Annotated in this window: 16 protein-coding genes; 5 read left to right on the forward strand and 11 right to left on the reverse strand. The window is 61.7% G+C overall.

Translation table 11 applies throughout. From position 1 onward, the window contains the following. Positions 1-4: 4 nt before the first annotated feature. Positions 5-1,213, reverse strand: a complete 1,209-nt coding sequence (locus AC1DUY_RS06435; RefSeq protein WP_478113099.1) for an NnrS family protein — start codon at positions 1,211-1,213, stop codon at positions 5-7. A 2-nt stretch (positions 1,214-1,215) separates the two neighbouring features. Next, complete coding sequence (locus AC1DUY_RS06440; RefSeq protein ID WP_478113101.1) at positions 1,216-1,680, reverse strand: pseudoazurin; 465 nt, start codon at positions 1,678-1,680, stop codon at positions 1,216-1,218. 153 nt (positions 1,681-1,833) lie between these two features. Between AC1DUY_RS06440 and AC1DUY_RS06445 the strand changes: the two genes are divergently transcribed. Continuing rightward, positions 1,834-2,541, forward strand: a complete 708-nt coding sequence (locus AC1DUY_RS06445; protein ID WP_478113103.1) for a Crp/Fnr family transcriptional regulator — start codon at positions 1,834-1,836, stop codon at positions 2,539-2,541. Between the two features lie 5 nt (positions 2,542-2,546). Here the strand turns inward: AC1DUY_RS06445 and AC1DUY_RS06450 are convergent, their stop codons facing one another. Continuing rightward, positions 2,547-3,881: an ATP-binding protein gene (locus tag AC1DUY_RS06450; RefSeq protein WP_478113105.1), complete on the reverse strand. Its 1,335-nt coding sequence runs from the start codon at positions 3,879-3,881 to the stop codon at positions 2,547-2,549. Further along, positions 3,878-4,543: a response regulator transcription factor gene (locus AC1DUY_RS06455; protein WP_089266246.1), complete on the reverse strand. Its 666-nt coding sequence runs from the start codon at positions 4,541-4,543 to the stop codon at positions 3,878-3,880. The genes AC1DUY_RS06450 and AC1DUY_RS06455 overlap by 4 nt, the downstream gene beginning before the upstream one ends. 366 nt (positions 4,544-4,909) lie before the next feature. Between AC1DUY_RS06455 and AC1DUY_RS06460 the strand changes: the two genes are divergently transcribed. From AC1DUY_RS06460 to AC1DUY_RS06470, 3 genes are all read left to right on the forward strand, one after another. Continuing rightward, positions 4,910-7,213, forward strand: coding sequence for a TonB-dependent receptor (locus AC1DUY_RS06460; RefSeq protein WP_478113107.1), 2,304 nt, complete (start codon positions 4,910-4,912; stop codon positions 7,211-7,213). Between the two features lie 167 nt (positions 7,214-7,380). Then, positions 7,381-8,397, forward strand: a complete 1,017-nt coding sequence (locus tag AC1DUY_RS06465) for a Fe(3+) ABC transporter substrate-binding protein (protein WP_478113109.1) — start codon at positions 7,381-7,383, stop codon at positions 8,395-8,397. Positions 8,398-8,584: 187 nt separating this feature from the next. Next, positions 8,585-10,258 (forward strand): ABC transporter permease, encoded by a 1,674-nt coding sequence (locus tag AC1DUY_RS06470; RefSeq protein WP_478113111.1) that lies wholly within the window; start codon positions 8,585-8,587, stop codon positions 10,256-10,258. A gap of 5 nt (positions 10,259-10,263) precedes the next feature. Here the strand turns inward: AC1DUY_RS06470 and AC1DUY_RS06475 are convergent, their stop codons facing one another. From AC1DUY_RS06475 to AC1DUY_RS06485, 3 genes are all read right to left on the reverse strand, one after another. Beyond that, entirely contained in the window at positions 10,264-11,328 is a 1,065-nt protein-coding gene (locus tag AC1DUY_RS06475; protein WP_478113113.1) for an AI-2E family transporter, read from the reverse strand. A gap of 145 nt (positions 11,329-11,473) precedes the next feature. Beyond that, positions 11,474-12,124 carry a 3-oxoacid CoA-transferase subunit B gene (locus AC1DUY_RS06480; protein WP_068728764.1) on the reverse strand — a complete coding sequence of 217 codons (651 nt, stop codon included), beginning with the start codon at positions 12,122-12,124 and terminating at the stop codon, positions 11,474-11,476. Between the two features lie 28 nt (positions 12,125-12,152). After that, positions 12,153-12,857 carry a CoA transferase subunit A gene (locus tag AC1DUY_RS06485; RefSeq protein WP_068728766.1) on the reverse strand — a complete coding sequence of 235 codons (705 nt, stop codon included), beginning with the start codon at positions 12,855-12,857 and terminating at the stop codon, positions 12,153-12,155. A 265-nt stretch (positions 12,858-13,122) separates the two neighbouring features. Here AC1DUY_RS06485 and AC1DUY_RS06490 point away from each other — a divergent pair, with 265 nt between their 5' ends. After that, positions 13,123-15,051: an AsmA family protein gene (locus AC1DUY_RS06490; RefSeq protein WP_478113115.1), complete on the forward strand. Its 1,929-nt coding sequence runs from the start codon at positions 13,123-13,125 to the stop codon at positions 15,049-15,051. A gap of 9 nt (positions 15,052-15,060) precedes the next feature. Here AC1DUY_RS06490 and AC1DUY_RS06495 read toward each other — a convergent pair whose 3' ends face one another. The 4 genes from AC1DUY_RS06495 to AC1DUY_RS06510 all read right to left on the reverse strand — a co-directional run bounded on the left by AC1DUY_RS06495 (position 15,061) and on the right by AC1DUY_RS06510 (position 20,685). Continuing rightward, complete coding sequence (locus AC1DUY_RS06495; RefSeq protein WP_478113116.1) at positions 15,061-15,876, reverse strand: ABC transporter permease; 816 nt, start codon at positions 15,874-15,876, stop codon at positions 15,061-15,063. Next, the gene (locus AC1DUY_RS06500) at positions 15,876-16,787 is read right to left on the reverse strand and encodes an ABC transporter permease (protein WP_478113117.1); all 912 of its coding nucleotides are present in this window, start codon (positions 16,785-16,787) and stop codon (positions 15,876-15,878) included. Before AC1DUY_RS06500 ends, AC1DUY_RS06495 begins: the two co-directional genes overlap by 1 nt. After that, a complete protein-coding gene (locus AC1DUY_RS06505; RefSeq protein WP_478113119.1) occupies positions 16,784-17,950 on the reverse strand; it encodes an ABC transporter ATP-binding protein in 1,167 nt (388 codons plus the stop codon). Before AC1DUY_RS06505 ends, AC1DUY_RS06500 begins: the two co-directional genes overlap by 4 nt. Positions 17,951-18,015: 65 nt before the next feature. Then, positions 18,016-20,685: a sensor domain-containing protein gene (locus AC1DUY_RS06510; protein WP_478113121.1), complete on the reverse strand. Its 2,670-nt coding sequence runs from the start codon at positions 20,683-20,685 to the stop codon at positions 18,016-18,018. Positions 20,686-20,855: the final 170 nt, after the last annotated feature.

A 20,855-nucleotide genomic window follows, 5' to 3' on the forward strand; every position in this document is an offset into this window, starting at 1 on the left:
CGATTTAGCGACCGAGCGCCATCGCCGCGTCGGAACGGCGCGGCTTGCGATAACCGATCAGCAGCGGGCCGAATGAGACGGCGAAGCCGATAAAGGCCGCGACCCATGCCAATGCCGCAACATGGAGCAGCGGGGGACTGTAAGCGGGCTCGATCACGGCGCCGATCCGTGCCAGTGCCGCCACGATGATGGCAGCATAGATCATCAGCGTGGTGCGTGAGGCGTGCAGTGCCTGGCCAGTATGCCCCAGTGTTGCCCTGCTCATGACAGCCAGCGTCATCACGCCGGCCGCACCTGCCATCCATGCATGCAGGCCGGCGCTCGACGCGACCCATCCTGCTGCCGCTGCGGCATTCAGCAGAAAACCCAGCGGCACGAAAGCGTAACCAATATGCAGGATCAGCAGCAGGCCCTCGCGCGAGGTGCGATCGCCGGCCCAGCGCGCAAGACGCATGATGTGCAGCAAGCCGACCAGCGCGAGAGCCGCTCCCGTTAATTCGCCAAAGGGCCGCGCGATCCACAGCGCCAGCGCGGCGGCGCTGACGGCAATGACAACCATGTCGAAACGTGCGAACGGCACTGGAAGCCGACCGGGATTCTCACGCACCAGCCAGTTGCGGGTGAAGCTCGGAATGATCCGCCCGCCGATCAGCGAGATCAGCAACACAACGACCGCGACACCGATCCGGATGCTGACGTCTGCGGCGCCCGCAAGATGAGCTTCAACATGAAAGGCGATGTTACCGACCAGCAGGAACGCGACGATGCCGACCACCGGCAGATTGCGCCAGTTGCGGCCCGCCGCGATCTCGCGGGTTGTAGCGGCAGCGACCAGCGTCAGGAAACTCACATCGACCAGCATCGCCACGAGCCAGCCGGTATAGGCCGAAAACGTCAGGCAAATCCGTCCCGCGATCCAGAGGACGACCAGCCCGAGCAAAGGCAAGCCGCGGATTGGCAACCGGCCGGTCCAGTTCGGAATGGCCGTGAACAGAAAGCCGGTGACGACGGCCGACATGAAGCCGAACAGCATCTCGTGAATGTGCCAGTCGCGCGGCGCAAAACCGGTGGCCAGCGCCAGCCGGCCATGGAAGGCCGGCATCCAGACCAGAATTCCCAAGCCGGCATAACACGCACCGAGCAGGAAAAAGGGGCGGAAGCCGGCCGAGAGCAACGGCCAATCGGCGATGGAACGAACACGAAGAAGCGTCATCGTCACTCTCCCGTTTGGAGCGCGTACTTCGCAGCCACTTTCTCGAACAGCGCCGCGAACGCTGTCTTGGCCTTGCCGGGATGGGTCACCGCCTTGGCTTCGGCCGCGTTGGTTGGCGTACCGACCACCACCAGTCCCACCATGCCCATGCCGTAATGCGGCGCGCATTTCACGCCGTAGACGCCGGGCTTGTCGAAGGTCACCACGAGGTCCTGGCTCATCTTGCCAACGAAGGGCGTCGCATCGGCGGGTAGCATGCCTTTGACCGATTCAACGCTGTGCGCCTTGTCGGTCGACACGAATTTCACGGTATCGCCGGGCTGCACATTGACCAATGCGGGCTCGAACACCATTGCGGCGCCGTCGGCGCCCTTGTTGAGCATTTTGACCTCGACCTCCGCAGCGCCAGCGGCGGCTGTCAGAGCGAAAAGGACGGCGGCGGTTGCAAGCATAAGAGCCTTGCGCATCGTATTTCTCCGTAAACTCCGGTCATTTCAGCCGGATGCGCCAAATTAGGCCTGCCGCCCGGCCCCGACATTGCGCCAGCGCAAACTTCCGCTTGATCGACGCCCGCAATCACGGTCTAGAAGTGGCCGGAACGGGAATTTGACGGAGAACGCATGTCGGCGGTCGACAGCTCCATGGTCGCGCATCTGCCGCTGTTCGAGAGTCTCGACACCGCAGCCTGCGAGGCGATCCTGCGCGAGGCGCATTCGATCCGCGTCCCGAAGAACAAGGTGATTTTCGAGCAGGGCGAGGACGTCCACTCGTTTTATCTGCTGCTCCATGGCCATATCCGCGCGACCAAGATGACGCCCGCCGGCGAACAGGTGATCGTGCGCTATGTCGCGACCGGCGAGATCTTTGGGATCGGTCAGGCGATGGGGCTCGCAACCTATCCGGCAACCGCAACGGCGGTGGATGACAGCGTGGTTCTGGTGTGGCCTGCCACGATCTGGACGCGGCTGGTTGCCGACTATCCCGCCCTCACCGCCAATACGCTCAAGACCGTCGGTAGCCGGTTGCAGGAGGCTCATACGCGCGTGGTCGAAATGTCGACCCAGCAGGTTGAGCAGCGCGTCGCCCACGCCTTGCTGCGACTGGTGAACCAATCAGGCCGCAAGACAGCACAAGGCATCGAGATCGATTTCCAGTTGAGCCGTCAGGATATCGCTGAGATGACCGGCGCCACGGTCTTCACCGTGAGCCGCACGCTCAGTACATGGGAACAGCGCGGGCTGATCGAAAGCAGCCGGCAGCGCATCGTGCTGCGTGAGCCCGAGACATTGCGTGCGCTCGCTGATGCCGCTCCAGATGACGACGCGTAACGCGATTACGCGGCTTCGAACTGCCTGACTTCGTTCGACACGTCTCCGAGTGGGATCGAGACGGCAGCCCTGACGCCCTGAGCGTCGTCGCGGTTTGCGATATCGAGGCTGAAGCCGTTACGATCCGCCGCCGTCCGGGCAATCGCCAATCCGAGCCCGGTGCCATCGATATCCATCGGCGCCGCACGGAAGAAGCGGTCGTAGAGATACGGCACGGCGGATTCCGGTATTCCGCATCCGTTGTCGATCACCTCGATGACGAAATCCGTGCCTCGGCGCACAGCCTTGATGCCGACCGCGCCGCCGGCGCGCGTGTAACGCACCGCATTGTCGAGCAGGTTCGAGACGATCAGCCGGAGATCGGCGGCACGAACATTCAATTCATCACGCGTCCCCGGCTCGATCGCGAGTGAGACACCCTTGGCCTCGGCGATGGACACGAAACCGGACACCACCAGTCGCACGAAGGCCTCCGCATCGACGACTTCGGCTTCGCTTTCGATGCCGGCATCGGCGCGAACCATGGTCATCAACTGGTTGACCGAATAGGAGGCCCTTCGAATCCCGTCGAGCAGATCCTGCGCTATTTCACGCTCAGGCCCATTGAGCTCCCGTGCCCGCAGATTATCGATCTGGATCTGAAGCGCCGCGAGCGGCGTCCGCAATTCATGTGCCGCGTCTGACACGAAGCGGCGCTGTGTCTCCAGCGCGGTCTGATGTCGCTCGATCAGCGAATTCATGGCTGCCACCAGCGGAGCGACTTCGACCGGAACGCCTTTCAGACTTAGCGCGCCCTTCGCATCGGCGCTTCGCTGGCCGATATCGGCCGACAGCGTTCCAAGCCCGGACAGCACGCGCTTGACCGCCCACCAGATCATCAGCCATGCGATTGGAATGGCCGCGATCAATGGCACCGCAGCACCTGCGGCCGCATAGGCGGCCACTTCCTCGCGCGCACTCCAGCGCTGCGCGACCTGGATCGCATGCGTCGCGTCGCGCGACCTGAACACGCGCCAGCGTTCTCCACCCGCGGTCACGTCGGCATAGCCGAGTTCCGACTGAAACGGGATATCGACTGAAGGGCCTGAACGGTGAACGGGCTGTTTCGACTGATCCCAGATCTGGATCACCAGCTGATCTTCCAGCTCGGCATCGATCCGCGGCTCGATATCATGCCGGAACACCATGCCCGCCGTAAGCGCAACCTCGTGAAGAGCGTTGTCCTGAAAGCTGTTCACCTCGTATTTGACGAAATAATAGGACGTGATGGCCGCAGCGACACCGACGAAGATGAGCAGCCCCGTGACGTAAGTCATCACGGTCTTTCGCAACGACGTCATGCGCCCTCCTTGGTGACCATCCAGCCCGCACCGCGGACATTGCGGACAATGTCCTTGTCGAATTTCTTGCGCAGCCCGTGAATCAGCACATCGACCGCGTTGCTCTGCACTTCCTCGCCCCAGCCGTAGATCCGGCTCTCGATCTGGCTACGCGACAGAATCTGCCCGGGCCGTTCCATCAAGGCCTGCAGTACCGCAAATTCGCGCACCGACAGCAGATGCTTGATATCGCGGAATGTCGCCACCTGCGTCGATGGATCCAGCGTGATCTCCGCAGACGTCATGAGCGATACCACGCGGCCATTGGCGCGGCGCGTGACTGCGCGGATGCGCGCGAGCAGTACCGGCAATTCAAACGGCTTGACGATGTAATCGTCTGCGCCGAGATCGAGGCCCGCCACCATATCGGACACACCATCCCGCGCGGTGATGATAAGGGCCGGCGTGGTCATGCCGGCTTTTCTTTTCGCCTTGAGCACGTCCAGGCCGGACATCTTGGGAAGACCGATATCGATCAGTGCGACCGCATATTCCGACCGGTCCATCGCGGCGAAGCCATCGCGGCCATTGCGCGCCCAGTCGACGCTCATGCCATTCTCGCTCAGGCCGCGCACCAGCGCCTTGCCGAACATGGCATCGTCTTCGATCAGTAGAACGCGCATCATTCAATCTCGTGCCTGCGGGACATTCGGAAAGCCAGTCAGTCAGACAACATCGGAGGCATCCCGATATTCCCTTATCCCAAGTGTCGGTGACTGCGGCGCTTACGCGCATTGCAGCGCTTGTCCAGTGACCAATCGTTTGGCGCAGGCTAGCCGCCGCTCCTCGTTTAGAACGATTACAAATTATCTAGACGCCATTGGTGCGTAGATCACACACCCTGGGCATATCCCTCGAAGTTCGATTTATTCTAAACGCCATCTAATTCGCGCCTAATACTCCGAATTGCAGATGTGTCCAAGTGTTTCCGAGGAAGCACAAGGACCGCCGGCATTTGCATGAGCGGAGAATATTTCAGGGGCGTAGTAATGACTTCCAGGACTTCTATCGGGGAGCGCGGCACGGCGGCGCGCAAAGCTTTTCTGATTTCGACGAGCGCGGCAGCCATGATCGCGACGGGATTTTGCATCGCAGAGCCGGCGATTGCACAGAATGCGAATTCAGGCGCATCGACATTGCCGCCGGTGCAGGTCGACGCTCCTAGCGCGCCGCGCGTACGCCGTGCCCAGCCGCAGCGCGCCGCATCCGGCCGCGTCGCCCGGACGCGCCCCATTGCGCCGCAGCCGGTTCGCCAGCCGCTCAGCGTCAACCCTCAGGACGCACAGTCCGGCCAGGTCGGCTACATCACTCGCAATATTTCGAGCGGCACCAAAACCAACACCGCGCTCCTCAACGTGCCGCAATCCGTCACGGTGCTGACGAAGGAATTCATCCGGGATCAGGATTTCCGCAGCATCGGCGAAGCGGTTCGCTATGTGCCGGGCGTCGTACCGCATCAGGGCGAAGGCAATCGCGATGACGTCGTCATCCGCGGCCAGCGCACCAATGCCGACTTCTTTATCGACGGAATCCGCGACGACGTGCAGTATTTCCGCGATCTCTACAACACCCAGCGCATCGAGGTCCTGAAGGGACCGAATGCCATGATCTTCGGCCGCGGCGGCGGCGGCGGCGTCATCAATCGCGTGCAGAAGGAAGCCGATGGCGTTTCGATCCGCGAAGTGACAGTTCAGGGCGGATCGTTCGACAGCAAGCGCGTCACCATCGATACTGGCGGCGCCGTGAACGAGAATGTCGCATCGCGCATCAACGCAATGTACGAGAATTCCGGAACCTATCGCGACTACGGCCATCTCGAGCGCTATGGCATCAATCCGACCGTTACGATCCGCGGCGAGGATACCAAGGTCAAGCTCAGCTACGAATATCTGCATGACGACCGCACCGCGGATCGCGGCATCCCGGCACAGGGCACCATACCGGCGCCCACGAATGCACGCCCGACTGTGCCATTCGCAACCAATGCTTCGACCTTCTTCGGCAATCCGGACCAGAGCTATTCGAAGCAGGACGTCCACATTGCCAACGCCGTCATCGACCACGATTTCAACAACGGTCTCTCGGTCAAAAATTCGTCGCGCTATGCCAATTACGACAAATTCTACCAGAACGTCTTCCCGACCACGGGGACGTTCGTCACACCGGGCGGTATCGCGTCAATCTCGGCTTACAACAACCTTGCTCAGCGCGAAAACCTCTTCAATCAAACCGACTGGACCTACAAGACCAATACCGGCCCCGTGCTGCACACGATTGTCTTCGGTACCGAGTTCGGACGGCAGAACACTTTCAGCCTCCGCAACACCGGCCAGATCAACGGCGGCACGACCCTGCTCGTTCCCGCGTCCAGCCCGACCACCTTTGCCCCGTGGTCGTTCATCCACAACAACGCCTCCGACAACAACTCCTATGCGACGCTCGACATCGCATCGGTCTATATTCAGGACCAGATCGAGGTCAGCCGTTACCTGCAGTTCATCGGCGGCGTTCGTTACGATCGCTTCGACCTCACGTCGCAGAACCTCAATCCGGGCGGCACCGTAGACAGCCGCGTGGATAACCTGGTGTCGCCACGCGCCGGCGTGATTATCAAGCCGGTCGACAACGTCTCGGTCTATGGCAGCTACAGCATTTCGTATCTGCCAAGCGCCGGCGACCAGTTCAGCTCGCTGACGCCATCGCTCGCCGTCACCGTGCCGGAGAAGTTCATCAATAACGAAGTCGGCGTGAAGTGGGACATCACCCCACGGCTGCAGGCCTCCGCGGCAATCTACGACCTCGACCGGGAGAACCAGAGGTTCATCGTGGGCGGCCAGGTCGTCGCCCTTGGCAAGACCAACACCAAGGGTGCTGAGCTCAGCCTAACCGGCTATGTCACCGATCAGTGGCAGGTCACCGGCGGCTACGCCTACACCGATGCGCGCATCGTCGATGCCAGCTCCGCCACAATCGTCCCGGGCAACCGCGTCGGCCTGGTGCCACTCAACACCTTCACCATGTGGAACAGATATCAGTTCAACGAGATGTGGGGCGCCGGCCTCGGTGTCATCCATTACGACGACTTCTTCGCCACGTCGGATGATACTGTGAAGCTGAAAGCCTTCACCCGCGTCGATGCCGCAATCTACTTCCGGCTCGACAAGACGTGGCGTGCCCAGCTGAACATCGAGAACCTGTTCGATACCAGCTACTACGCCACCGCCGATGCGGCCAACAACATCACGCCGGGCTCGCCGCGTGCGTTCCGGGCTTCGGTGACGGCTAACTTCTAAGATCTCTCATCTCGGGCCGCAGGTAAGCCGTTGCTTATCTGCGGCCCACTTTCAAATCTGGAATCAATCTAATCTTTTGTCCACGCGACGTTCAGTCACTGACATTCGAACGCCCACTGCGCTACTCCACCTGACATTGTAGATACGCCCCTTGCCGGAGCCATTTCATGATCAAGCATCACGCCCTTGCCACCGCCGTCCTCTTCGCCGCCCTTGGCTCATCCGCGCTGCAGGCGGCCGAAGAGGTCAATGTCTATACCTATCGCGAGACCAAGCTCGTGCAGCCGATCTTCGAGGCCTTCACCAAGGACACCGGCGTGAAGGTCAATGTGATCTCGGCGAGCTCGGGCCTCGAGCAGCGCATGAAGGCCGAAGGCGCCAACAGCCCGGCGGACGTGCTGCTGACGGTTGACATCGGCCGCATCGACGAGGCCGTGCAGGCGGGCGTGACGCAGCCGATGAAATCCGAGGTGATCGAGAAGGTCGTGCCGGCGCAATATCGCGATCCCGACGGCCACTGGGCCGGCATCTCGATGCGCGCCCGCGTGATCTATGCGTCGAAGGACCGCGTCAAGCAGGACGCCATCACTTATGAAGATCTCGCCGATCCGAAGTGGAAGGGCAAGATCTGCATACGCTCCGGCCAGCACATCTACAATAACGGGCTGTTCGCCGCCTATGTCGCCAAGCACGGCGAGGCCAAGGCCGAAGAATGGCTGCGCGGCGTCAAGGCCAATCTGGCGCAGAAGCCGTCCGGCGGCGACCGCGAGACCGCGCGAGATGTTGCGGCCGGCAAATGCGATCTCGGCATCGGCAACACCTATTACTGGGCGCTGATGATGAATGCCGATCCCGACAAGAAGCCATGGGCGGAAGCCACCAAGGTGATCCTGCCGACCTTCGAAGGCGGCGGCACCCATGTGAACCTGTCCGGCGTGCTGCTGGCCAAACATGCGCCGAACAAGGCCAATGCCATGAAACTGATCGAATGGCTCGCAGGCGAGCATGCCCAGCAGGTCTATGCCGACGCCAATTACGAATATCCCGTGCGCGCCGGCATCACGATCAATCCGACCATCGCGGGCTACGGCAAGCTCAATGCCGATCCGATGCCCATCGCCAAGATTGCCGCCAACCGCAAAGCCGCGTCGACGCTGGTGGACCAGGTCGGGTTTGATAATTGAGCCCGGCTATTGCTCCGTAGGCTGCGATGATGCACAGCCTATCAGTATGTTGTCCCCGCCCTGTGTGCCTGCAGCGCACACGGGGCGGGGACCCATACGCACCGAACTCTCGGTAGGGCGCTGTGGCTACGGCAATTTCTGACTTACTTCTCCTTGGGGTATGGATCCCCGCCTTCGCGGGGATGACATGCGGAGAGTGCCCACGTGGGCATGCACGCCCGTGAGGCCTTCCCGCACCGAAGCGCTCGCGATTCTCGTCGCAGTTGCCACCGCACTCCTCGTGGCAGCGCCCGTGATCAGCATCGCATTACTCGCGCTGCAGCCGGAGCCTGAGCTTTGGCAGCATCTGATTGCCTATGTATTACCGCAAGCGCTGCGCGACACCGCAGCCCTCCTGATCGGCGTCGGTATCGTTACGCTCACAGTCGGTGCCGGCACCGCATGGCTGGTCTCGGCGCACGATTTCCCCGGCCGCACGCTCATGCTCTGGCTCTTGCCGCTGCCGCTGGCGATTCCGACCTATCTCGCCGCTTACGTCTATGTGGACCTGTTCGAGCCACTGGGCCTCGTCCATCGCGCATTGGCAACGGCAATGTCGTTGCCAGATGCCATCAAGTGGCTGCCGGGCCTGCGTTCGTTGCCCGGCGGCATCTTCGTGATCGGCATCGTGTTGTATCCTTACGTCTATCTCTCTGCCCGCGCGATGTTCCAGCATCGCAGCGCCGATTTTGCTGAAGCTGCGAAGATACTCGGTGCGGGCCGCTGGACGACGTTCCGCCGTGTCTCGCTACCGATGGCGCGCCCCGCCCTCGCTGTGGGCCTCGCGCTGGTATCGCTGGAAACGCTGAACGATATCGGCGCCAGCGAATATCTGGGCATTCGCACGCTCACCGTCTCGGTTTTCACGACCTGGCTCAACCGCGGCAGCCTTGCAGGTGCTGCGCAGCTGTCATTGTTCATGCTCGCCATCGTCGCGGTGCTGATCGCCATCGAGCGCTTCGGCCGCCGCGAAGGCAGCGTGGAATTCTCTTCGGAGAATCCGCGGTTGGCACCGCGCACGCCTTTGACGGGTGCACGCGGATGGCTTGCTTTCACCGCCTGTCTCATCCCTGCCCTGCTCGGCTTCGCCGTGCCCTTGCTCTATCTGCTGCGTGAAAGCCTGCGCCGCGGTCTGCTGTCGATGGAAACGACGGTTTGGCGCGATGCCGGCCACACCATTGCGCTGGCCGCAATTGCCACGGGAGCCGCGCTGCTTCTCGGGCTCGTGGTGATCGTCGCTCAGCGCTGGCGTGCTTCGCGGCTGACTAACCTGTCGGTCGCTGTCGCCCAGACCGGCTATGCGCTGCCCGGAACGGTGCTGGCGCTGGGTCTGCTGACGCCGGTGCTGTTCATCGACAATGGATTCAGCAAGCTCGCCGGATGGCTCAGTCTCGCTTCGCCCGGGCTTGTCATGGTCGGCTCTGGCGCCGCCGTGGTGATCGCCTATGTGATCCGGTTCCTGGCGGTGCCGACCGGTTTCATCAAGGCCGGCTTCGAGCACATCCCCGTCGATTACGACGACAGCGCCCGCGCCGCCGGCGCACCGGCAATCACCACGCTGCGCGTGATTCAACTGCCGCTATTGCGTCCGGCATTGTTCGGCGCCGTCATCGTGATCTTTGTCGACTGCCTGAAGGAGCTGCCAGCAACGCTGTTACTGCGACCGCTCAATGTCGAAACGCTGGCGACTTCGATCTATCAATATGCCAGTCGTGGCAGTTTTGAAGAAGGCGCCCTGGCCGCACTTCTCATCGTCGCCGCGAGCATCGGCCCCGTGGTCTGGCTGACACGTTTTGCAGATGTGCCTCAGGGGCCGGTGTAACGCGCTTACGCGATCGGGACCTGACCGCTTTTGCGTGACTCCGCAAAGATCGCCCAGCCCGCAACAAACATTGCAGCAATCACCGGACCGACGACAAAGCCATTGAGGCCCAGCGCATCGATGCCCCCGAGCGTCGCGATCAGCACCAGATAATCCGGCAGCTTGGTGTCCTTGCCGACCAGCATCGGGCGCAGGATGTTGTCGACCAGACCGATGACAAGAAATCCATAGGCGATCAGGATCACACCCTGAACGACCGAGCCCGTAGCCAGCAGATAGAGCGCGACCGGCATCCAGACGAGGCCAGCACCCACCGCCGGCAACAGCGACAGGAACGCCATCAGCACAGCCCACAGCAACGCGGCATTGATGCCAAGGATCCAGAAGATCAACCCGCCGAGCGCGCCCTGTGCCAGCGCCACCAGAATGCCGCCCTTCACCGTGGCGCGGATCACCACCGTGAACTTCTCCATCAGATCATCACGCAACTCCGGCCGCAGCGGGATCGCATTCTTCACACGCCGCGACAACGCTTCGCCGTCCTTGAACAGGAAAAACAGCAGATAGAGCATGATGCCGAGATTGATGATGAAGTCGAAAGTGCTCTGACCGATATTGAGCGCCTGCGATGCAAAGTACTGACTGCCTTTGACGAGGCCCTCAGTCAGCTTGTCCTGCATGCCGCCGAGATTGGCAACGCCGAAGCGATCCAGCAGTCCCCTCGCCCATTGCGGGACGGCATCGAGTATCTGCTGCAGAAACGTGCCGAGATTGAATTGGCCGGATTTCATCTTGCCGACAACGACAGCCGCTTCCTGCGCCAGCGATGCGCCAACCAGTGTCAACGGCAAGATCACGATCAACACGATCAGACCTACGGTGAGCAGAGCTGCCGAATTTGGATGCTTCGGCATCCGGCGCTCCAGACGCCGGTGCATCGGTGCGAACATGATCGCGATGACGACGCCCCACAGGATCGCGCTGTAGAACGAGCTCAGGATCCAACCGAAGGCCAGCGTGACCACGACGATCAGAAGCAGGAAGAAGCGGTCTTCGAGACTGGCGCGCATGTCGGCTTCCTAGAGCATGACCCGGAAAAGTGGAAACCGGTTTTCCGAAAGATCATGCTCAACTAAAGAGATGAGAAGGCAGATACTAACACGAATGCCCGGCACGAGGCCGGGCATCATGTCAACGTTCGGAACGCGCAATCGTTCAGGTATTGGTCAGCGCGACCCGGAATTCAGCTTCGGTATTGGCCTTCACCTCATCGAGCGTCACGCCATCGGCGAGTTCGATCAGGGCCATGCCGTCATTGCCATGCTTGTCAATGGTGAACACCGCGAGATCGGTGACGACCATGTCGACGACGCGCTCACCGGTGAGCGGCAGATTGCAGCTCTTCAGCAGCTTGGCGCCGTCCTTGGCCGAATGCTCCATCACGACAACGACGCGCTTGACGCCGGCGACGAGATCCATCGCGCCGCCCATGCCCTTCACCATCTTGCCCGGGATCATCCAGTTGGCGAGATCGCCATTCTGGGCGACCTGCATGGCGCCGAGGATCGACAGATCGATATGGCCGCCGCGGACCATGCCGAAGGAATCCGCCGACGAGAAATAGCTGGTCTCCGGCAGTTCGGTGACGGTCTGCTTACCGGCATTGATGAGATCCGGATCTTCGTCGCCCTCATAGGGGAAAGGGCCCATGCCGAGCATGCCGTTCTCGCTCTGCAGCTGAACGTCGACACCTTCGGGAATGTAGTTCGACACCAGCGTCGGAATACCGATGCCGAGATTGACGTAATATCCGTCGCGCAGTTCTTTAGCCGCGCGCGCTGCCATTTGATCACGGGTCCAAGCCATCGTTCTCTCCTGTTTTTGCTTTTGGCGGTTACGCGGGACGCTGACGCGAGGTAACTTTTTCGATCCGCTTCTTGCCGGTACCGACCTCGACAATGCGCTTCACAAAAATGCCGGGGGTGTGAATGTGATCCGGGTCGATCTCGCCGGCCGGCACCAGATGCTCGACTTCGGCAATGGTGATCTTGGCGGCGGTCGCCATCATCGGGTTAAAGTTTCGGGCGGTCTTGCGATAGACGAGATTGCCGGCGGTATCGCCCTTCCAGGCGTGCACGATAGCAATGTCGGCGAACAGACCACGCTCCAGCATGTAGGTCTCGCCATTGAATTCCATGGTCGGCTTGCCTTCCGAGATCAGCGTGCCAACGCCGGTCTTGGTGTAAAAGCCGGGAATGCCGGCGCCGCCGGCGCGGATGCGCTCGGCCAAGGTGCCCTGCGGGGAGAATTCGAGTTCCAGTTCGCCGGCCAGATACTGCTGGGCGAACAGCTTGTTCTCGCCGACGTAGGACGAGATCATCTTCTTGATCTGGCGGGTTTCCAGCAGGCGCGACAGGCCGATGCCGTCGACGCCGGCGTTATTGGACACCACGGTGAGGTCCTTGACCCCGGAATCGCGCAAAGCGTCCGACAGGTCCTCGGCAATGCCGCAGAGGCCGAAGCCGCCGGACATGATCATCATGCCGTCCTTGAGAATGCCATCGAGTGCCGATTTGGCGTCGGGGTAGACCTTGTTCATGGGAATCGACCTGATGCAGGAATGCGCTGAGAACCCAGCGGGCGCGGGCGGCTATGTCGTGGATTATTAGGCGGAAACTCCGCGGCAGGTCAATCGCGGGGGACTGCGACCCCATCACCCCCGCTATGGCCTTGAAAGCGTCAAGAAAACCCTTCAAATTGAGGACCTTGGACGTGGGCGCACATGGATGCCGCCCCGCTATGTGTGACCACCAACCAACCCGGATAGTTCATTGACGAGTGCCCAAGGAATAAGACGCCTGGGGATGCCGATTGCGGCGCTCCTGGGTGTTGCAGTGATCGGGCTGTTTGCCATGTCGTGGTTGCTTAACCGCGATACGCTGCGTCATGCCGTGGAGGCCCAGATCCGCGCCGTGACCGGGCTGGATTTCGTCGTCAACGGCGCGGTGGATGTCTCGGTCTTTCCCGGCAGCTATGTCTCGTTTCATGATGTCGGCCTGAAAGGCGGCGGCTCGATCGATCCTGCTCTCACCGTCGATGTGCTGACGGCCAATCTGCGGCTGCTGCCGCTGCTGCTGCAGCGCTTCGAGATCGCCGACATGATGATGCTGCGGCCACGTATCCGCGTGATCCGCGAGGCCTCCGGCGAAAGCAACTGGACGCCATTCATCGAGTCCATCGCCCGCACCATGAGGCCGGGCGCTGAACAGCCACTATCCTTCTCCGAGATCCGCATCCAGGACGGCGTGCTGCACTATCAGGACCCGCACAACACCGAGCGTCTCGGCGACATCGACCTCTCACTGGCTTGGCCATCGATCTCGCGCTCATTCGCTGCAACCGGCCAGTTCGACTGGCGCGGCGAACGCATCGACGGCAGCCTCAGCGTCAGCGACTTCATTGCGGCGCTGTCCGGCGAACGCTCAGGCGTGAAGGCCCGCATCGCCGGTGCGCCGATCAAGCTGGCATTCGACGGCACCGTCGCCAACAAGGCCAGTCTGGTCATGGAAGGCACGCTGACTGCCGACAGCATGTCGCTGCGCAATGCGCTGCGCTGGGTCGGTCAGGCACCGCCCGGCTCCGGCGGTTTCGGCCGTTTTGCCCTGAAGGCGCGTGCCAGCCTGGTGGGCCCGTCGATCGCGCTGACCAACGTCAATGTCGAACTCGACGGCAACAGCGCCGAAGGCGTCATGACCTACAGCAACACCGGCCGTCAGACGCTGCAGGCCACCCTGGCTGCCGGCGCACTCGACTTCACGCCCTATGTGTCTACCGTGCGGCTGCTGGCCTCCGGCGCCCGTGACTGGAATCGGCAGCTGTTCGACTTAAACGCGCTGTCCACCACCGATCTCGACATGCGCCTGTCGGCCGCCAAGGTCACCGTCGGCTCCTCAGTGCTTGGCCGCACCGCGCTCGGCGCCAATCTGCGCGGCGGCACACTGGCGCTGTCGGTGGGTGAAGCGCAGATGTATGGCGGCATCGTCCGTGGTTCGTTCAATGTTGCCCATTCCGATGCCGTGGCCGATGTGAAGGCCCAGTTCCAGTTCAGCGATGTCGACCTGCAGGCCTGTGCCAGTGATCTGTTCGGCGTCAACAAGCTCACCGGCCGCGGCAATCTCAGCATGATGCTGGAGGCCTCGGGCTCATCGCCCTTCGGTCTCGCGCAATCGCTTGACGGCACCGCGACGCTGACCGGTCATGACGGCGCCATCAGCGGCTTCAACGTCGAACAGCTATTGAAAAGGCTGGAGCGACGTCCGCTGTCCGGCGCCGGCAATTTCCGTTCGGGTTCGACGCCGTTCAACACGCTCAACATGTCCGTGAAATTCAACGACGGCATCGCCACCGCGCAGGATATCCGGATCGATGGTCCCGCTGCGAAACTGACGCTGACCGGTACCGCGTCGGTGCCCTCACGTGAATATGATTTCAAGGGCATTGCCAGTCTCAATCCGGCAACCAACGGCACCGGCGGCTTCGAGCTGCCTTTCGTGATCCAGGGCCCGTGGGATGATCCGCTGATCTTTCCCGATCCGGAAAGCCTGATCCGCCGATCGCCGGGTGCGGCGCCTTTGCTGGATGCAGTGAAGGATCGCAAGACCCGCGACGCCGTACGCTCGGTGATCGAGCGCTTTACGGGCGTGCCCAAACAGGCGCCGGTAGCAGAGCCGGATAAGCCCGCCGATGCACCTGCGGCGGCAGCACCTGCGGATGCAGCACCAAAGGCGAACTAACTTTTTGCCTTACAACGGCGCGGCGCTTTCGCCCCGGGCGCTCGACAGTTTAGACACCAGCGATGCCAGCACGATAACGACGGCGATGAACCCGACGATCAGCGTGCAGATGGCGTTGATCTCCGGTTTCACGCCAAGACGCACTTCCGAATAGATCCTAATCGGTAGCGTCGCCGAACCCGGCCCGGTCGTAAAACTGGCGATGACGAGGTCGTCGAGCGACAGCGTGAAGGCCAGCATCCAGCCGGCGGCAATGGCCGGCCAGATCAGCGGCAACGTGACGGCTATAAATGCGCGGAGCGGATCGCGGCCGAGATCCATCGCCGCTTCCTCGAGGCTGCGATCAATCCCCGCGAGGCGCGATTGCACCACGACGGCGACGAAGCACATGGTGAGTGTGGTGTGGGCGATGGTCACCGTGACAAAGCCGCGCCCGGCATCCAGCGCCACGAACAGCAGCAGCAGTGACAGGCCGGTGATCACCTCGGGCATCACCAGCGGCGCATAGAGCATCCCGGACATCAGCATTCGGCCGCGAAATCCCGCACCACGCGTCAACGCTATCGCGGCCAAAGTGCCGAGCAGCGTTGCCAGTGTTGCTGACATGACACCCACGCGAAGACTCATCCAGGCAGCGTCCAGCATCGCGCGGTCATTGAAAAATTCGGTGTACCAGCGCGTCGACCAGCCGCCCCATACCGTCACCAGCCGCGAGGCGTTGAACGAATAGATGACCAGAATGACGATCGGCAGATAGAGAAACGCCAGGCCAAGCACCAGCGACGTGACATTGAAGCGCGACAGGCGAAGCGGATGCACGGTCATCAGCGCGCCTCCAGCTGCCGGCGCTGCAGCCGGTCATAGACCAATAACGGGATCAACAGCAGTCCAAGCAACACGATGGCGGTGGCAGAGGCGACCGGCCAATCCTTGTTGGTGAAGAATTCGAGCCACAGTGTCTGGCCGATCATCAGCGCATTCGATCCGGCGAGCAGATCGGGAATGACGAATTCGCCCATGATCGGGATGAAGCACAGCAGTGCCCCGGCGCCGACGCCGCGCAGGGACAAGGGAACCGTCACCAGCCAGAAGGCGTCGATGCGCGAGACGCCGAGATCGGCGGCGGCCTCGATCAGCGACGGGTCCTGCTTCGCCAGCGTGGCATAGAGCGGCAGGATCATGAAAGGCAGATAGGAATAGGCGATGCCGAGATACATCGCACTGTCGGTGGAGAGCCACACGATTGGCGTCGATACGACGTGCAGCGCAAGAAGGACCTTATTGAGCAAGCCGTCATGCTGCAGGATGTTGATCCAGGCATAGATGCGGATCAGGAACGAGGTCCAGAACGGCACGATCACCAGCATCATCGCAATGCCCTGCCAGCGTCGCGGCAAACGCGCCATGCCATAGGCGATGGGATAACCGACCGCGAGCAAGATCAAGGTCGACACGACGGCGACGAGGACACTGCGCAGATAGGACGCAAGATAGAGATTGTCCGAAACGAGCAGCCGAAAATTATCCAGCGACAGGGCAGTAAACGAGGCCTTCAACCCGGCGATCCCTTCGGACAGCCCGAAAACCGGCGTGTAGGGCGGCTGCGCAATGGCTGTCTGCGACAGGCTAATCTTCAAGACGAAGCCGAACGGCACCAGGAAGAACAGCACCATCCAGACATAAGGCGGGATCGCAGCCAGCCGCGCCGGCGCCGTAAAGATGCGATTGCGGCTCATTGAACCAGCACCACGCAATCATCGGGGGCGAACCACGCCGCAACGCGCTCGCCGATCGAATAGGCATCGACATCGAGCCGCGCTGTATTGGCGAGAGCGACCAGCAATGTGGCGCCGCGGTCGAGCTTCACTTTGTAGAGCGAGCGACCGCCGAGATAGCCGACGTCGGAAATGACACCCTCAAGGCTGTTCATGGCGCCGCTATTGACGAGGTCTGTTGCCGGCCCGCGACGCGACAACCGGATCTTCTCCGGGCGGATCGCAACGCAGATGACCGCATCGTCGACAGGCTGTCGCGGCTCGATCGCAAACAGGGTTCCTACATCGCGGCCTGCAATGGTCAGGCGATGACTGTCACGGTGCGTGATACCGCCCTCGATGATGTTGATGTCGCCGACGAACTCCGCGATCCAGCGCGATGCCGGCGCCTCATAGAGCTGTCGCGGTGTCGCGACCTGTTGCAGGCGACCTTCATTCATGACGCCGATGCGGTCGGCCATGGTCATCGCCTCCTCCTGATCGTGGGTGACGATCACGAAGGTGGTGCCGAGCTGGCGCTGCAGCGCCATCAATTCGACCTGGGTTTCCTCGCGCAGTTTCTTGTCGAGAGCTGCCAGCGGCTCATCGAGCAGCAACAATTGCGGATGCCGCGCCAGCGCCCGGGCGAGCGCCACGCGTTGTTTCTGGCCGCCCGACAATTGATCCGGTCGGCGTTTCTCCAGTCCCTGGAGCTTGACCAGCGCCACCATCTCGGCAACCCGCGTATCGATGCCGAGACGCGTCAGGCCAGCGCTCTTGAGACCGAAACCGATATTGTCGCGCACGTTGAGATGCGGAAACAGCGCGTAGTTCTGGAACATCATGTTGACGGGCCGCTGATGCGGCAAGACCGCGGCGATATCCTCGCCGTTCAACTCGATCTTGCCCGTGTCCGGCGCTTCGAAACCAGCCAACATGCGCAGTAACGTGGTCTTGCCACAGCCGCTCGGGCCGAGCAGCGCAAAGAATTCACCGGCCTTGATGTCCAAAGAGAGATCGTCGACTGCCCTATGCGCGCCGAATTTTTTGGTGACGCCGTCGATCCGCAGCAAGGGCGTGGGATAGGCGATGACCGGCGCATCGCTGGCCGCCGGATCCGCGACTGTCGCAGTGAGATTCGTCATAACCGCAAGCTAGCCGCGGAACGCCGCGGGCTCAACAACATCAGCACTTCGCAACGGCCTGTCGCTCAACCGACCATGCGCGCGGCGGGCGCAGCGGCGGCAATCCGTCCGACCAGCGCAGCATATTGCGCAATCGGGGCAGGACGCCCGATGAAGTAGCCTTGTACGCCGTCGCAGCCTTCGCTGGCGAGGAAGCAGAGTTGCTCGTGGGTCTCGACGCCTTCCGCAACGATCGCGACGTCGAGGCCATGGCCCAGCCCGATGACCGCGCGCACGATGGCGGCGGACTGCGGATTGAGCCCCAGATTGATCACGAAAGCGCGGTCGATCTTGATCTTGTCGAACGGGAATGCCTGCAGATAGGTCAACGAGGAATAGCCGGAGCCGAAGTCGTCCATAGAGATGCGCACGCCGAGCGCCTTCAACCGCCGCAGCAACGCGACGCCGCGATCGAAATCCTCGATCAGCACACCCTCGGTGATTTCCAGCTCAAGGCGACCGGGCTGCAGGCCGGTTTCGAGCAGGATCGAATGCACGAGGCCGACGAGATCACCATGCATGAACTGCGCGGGCGACAGATTGACCGCGATCTGCAGCGGGACCGGCCACGAGGCGGCCTCAAGGCAGGCCTGGCGCAGGATCCACTCACCCATCTCAACGATCAGGCCACTTTCTTCGGCCAACGGAATGAAGTCTCCGGGCGGCACGAAACCGCGGGTCGGATGAATCCACCGCGCCAGTGCCTCGAAGCCCGTAATGTCGGCATCGACGACGGTCTGGCCGGCGCGTGCCTGGGGCTGGTAGTGCAGCGACAATTCGCCATTGCGGATCGCGGCCGAGAGGTCCTGATGCAGCACGCGGCGATCGCGCAGTTGCTGGTCCATTTGCGGCTCGAAGATGCTGATCGAACCGCGCGACTGCGACTTGGCACGGAACAGCGCCGCGCCGGAATTCGCCAGCAACGCGGCCGGGTCATGGCCATCGCGCGGGAACAGCGAAATGCCCGTGGTGACGCCTGTACGCACCGACTTGCCGTCGATCGGGAATTCCTCCGCAAGGGCCGCGGCGATCCGCTCTGCGATCAACAGCCCAGCCGCGGGCTGCGCGCCGTCGATGATTACGCCGAACTCGTCACCGCCGAGCCGCGCCACAACGCCGCCGCCTACGGCTGAATCGATGCGACGCGACACTTCGACCAGCAGCTTGTCGCCGATGGCATGGCCGAAGACATCGTTGACCTCCTTCAGGCCGTCGAGATCGATCGACAGCACGGCGAATTCCTCGGAGGTTTCGCCGCAGGCATCGATCATCTGCGACAGAGCCTGCAAAAAGGCCGGGCGGTTCGGCAGATCGGTCAGGCCGTCGTGATAGGCCATATGCGCCATCCGCGCCTCGGTCTGGCGGCGGTCGGTGACATCTTCGTGGGTCTTGATCAGATATTGCGGCTCGCCTGCTTCGTCGAGCACGGTGACCCGCCGGGTCAGGAACAGCCGCAATCCGTCGCGCGTGCTGATCGGATGCTCTTCCGCAATCGGTGTTCGGCCCCTGATCGCCGCCTGATCCCGGCTGACGATCAGCTTCGCTTCTTCCGGGCGAAGCATTTCGGGAACAGTCAGACCGATAGCGTCTTCGCGTTTGCGACCCAGAATGACTTCTGCGCCGCGATTGGCGAACAGATAACGACCGGTGCTGATCTGTTGCACCATCAGCGACACAGGAATGTTGTCGAGCACGGTCTCAAGGAATTTCTTGGCGTTCTCCAGTTCCTTGGACAGCGACTTGCGGTCGGTCACATCCTCGAACAGCGCAATCAGAAATGCCGGCTCATTGCGTTCGTTAAAGGCAATCACGCGATTGCTATCCAGCGTGCGGAGGTCTGAGCCAATCTCCACATTGAACTCGCTGCGACACTGACTGCGCGTTTCCACTGCCAGGGCATCGGCTTCGGCAATCGCTTTCGCAGACTGTGCGGAGAATATCTGATCCGGTCGCTTGCCGACGATCTTATCGCGCGAGAGCCGAGAGAAGGTCTCGAAAGCCCGGTTGGCGAAGATATAGCGGCCATCGTCAATGGTCTTGGCCGCGACGCAGATCGGGACGTGATCAAGGACAGATTCGAGGAATTGCTTGGTGGTCGCAAGCTCGCGCTGCAGAAAACGCTGCTCGGTGCAGTCCTCATGAATCCCAATGGCGCCGCCATTGGGAAGCCGGCTGAACTTGACGTGAACGGATTGCCCGCCGGGCATTTCGGCAATGTACTCGCCGGCGGAAACAGTCTGCTCGTAGAAGCTCTGGGTGGCCAGATCGAGCTTGCCACGCTGGCGGCGTAACTCACGCAATTCTGGACCGGTAATATCCTTGGTGATGTCGGCGCGCGTCAGGTCGTAGATCTCAAGATAGCGATCGTTGCAAAACACGACCCGCTTCTGGTCGTCGAGCATCACGATGCCTTGGCCGAGATGATTGAGGGCAGAACCGACAAACGCATTGCGACGATGCTGCTCGCGACGCACATTGCGCAGCGCCGAGGCGACCCACAGCACAATGGCGGCGAGAAATGCCAGCGCGACAAATCCACCGATGAGGATCTGCCAGATCATTTGCGGGTCGAGCTCACTGATATAATGAACCGCCGGGGATTCTGCGTGGGCTCCGGCAATGCTGCCGAGAAGGCACGCGACTGCGATGACGGACACTGCCGCCTTGCTGTCTGATCGCCCGATCTTGCCAGTCATTACACACCCGCGTATTCGCAGCGTGAGTGTTTGGTTACAGGTATGTGGATCAGGTAAATACGTATCGTCGCACCTGCAGAATGCGGCGAAATTTGGTGGTAATTAGCTGTGATGCTTAATGTTTTACTAATGCGCCACATGCGCAAGGTCGAACCGCAGCTGACCGGCGC

This window comes from Tardiphaga sp. P4_G1 (genome assembly GCF_056401215.1).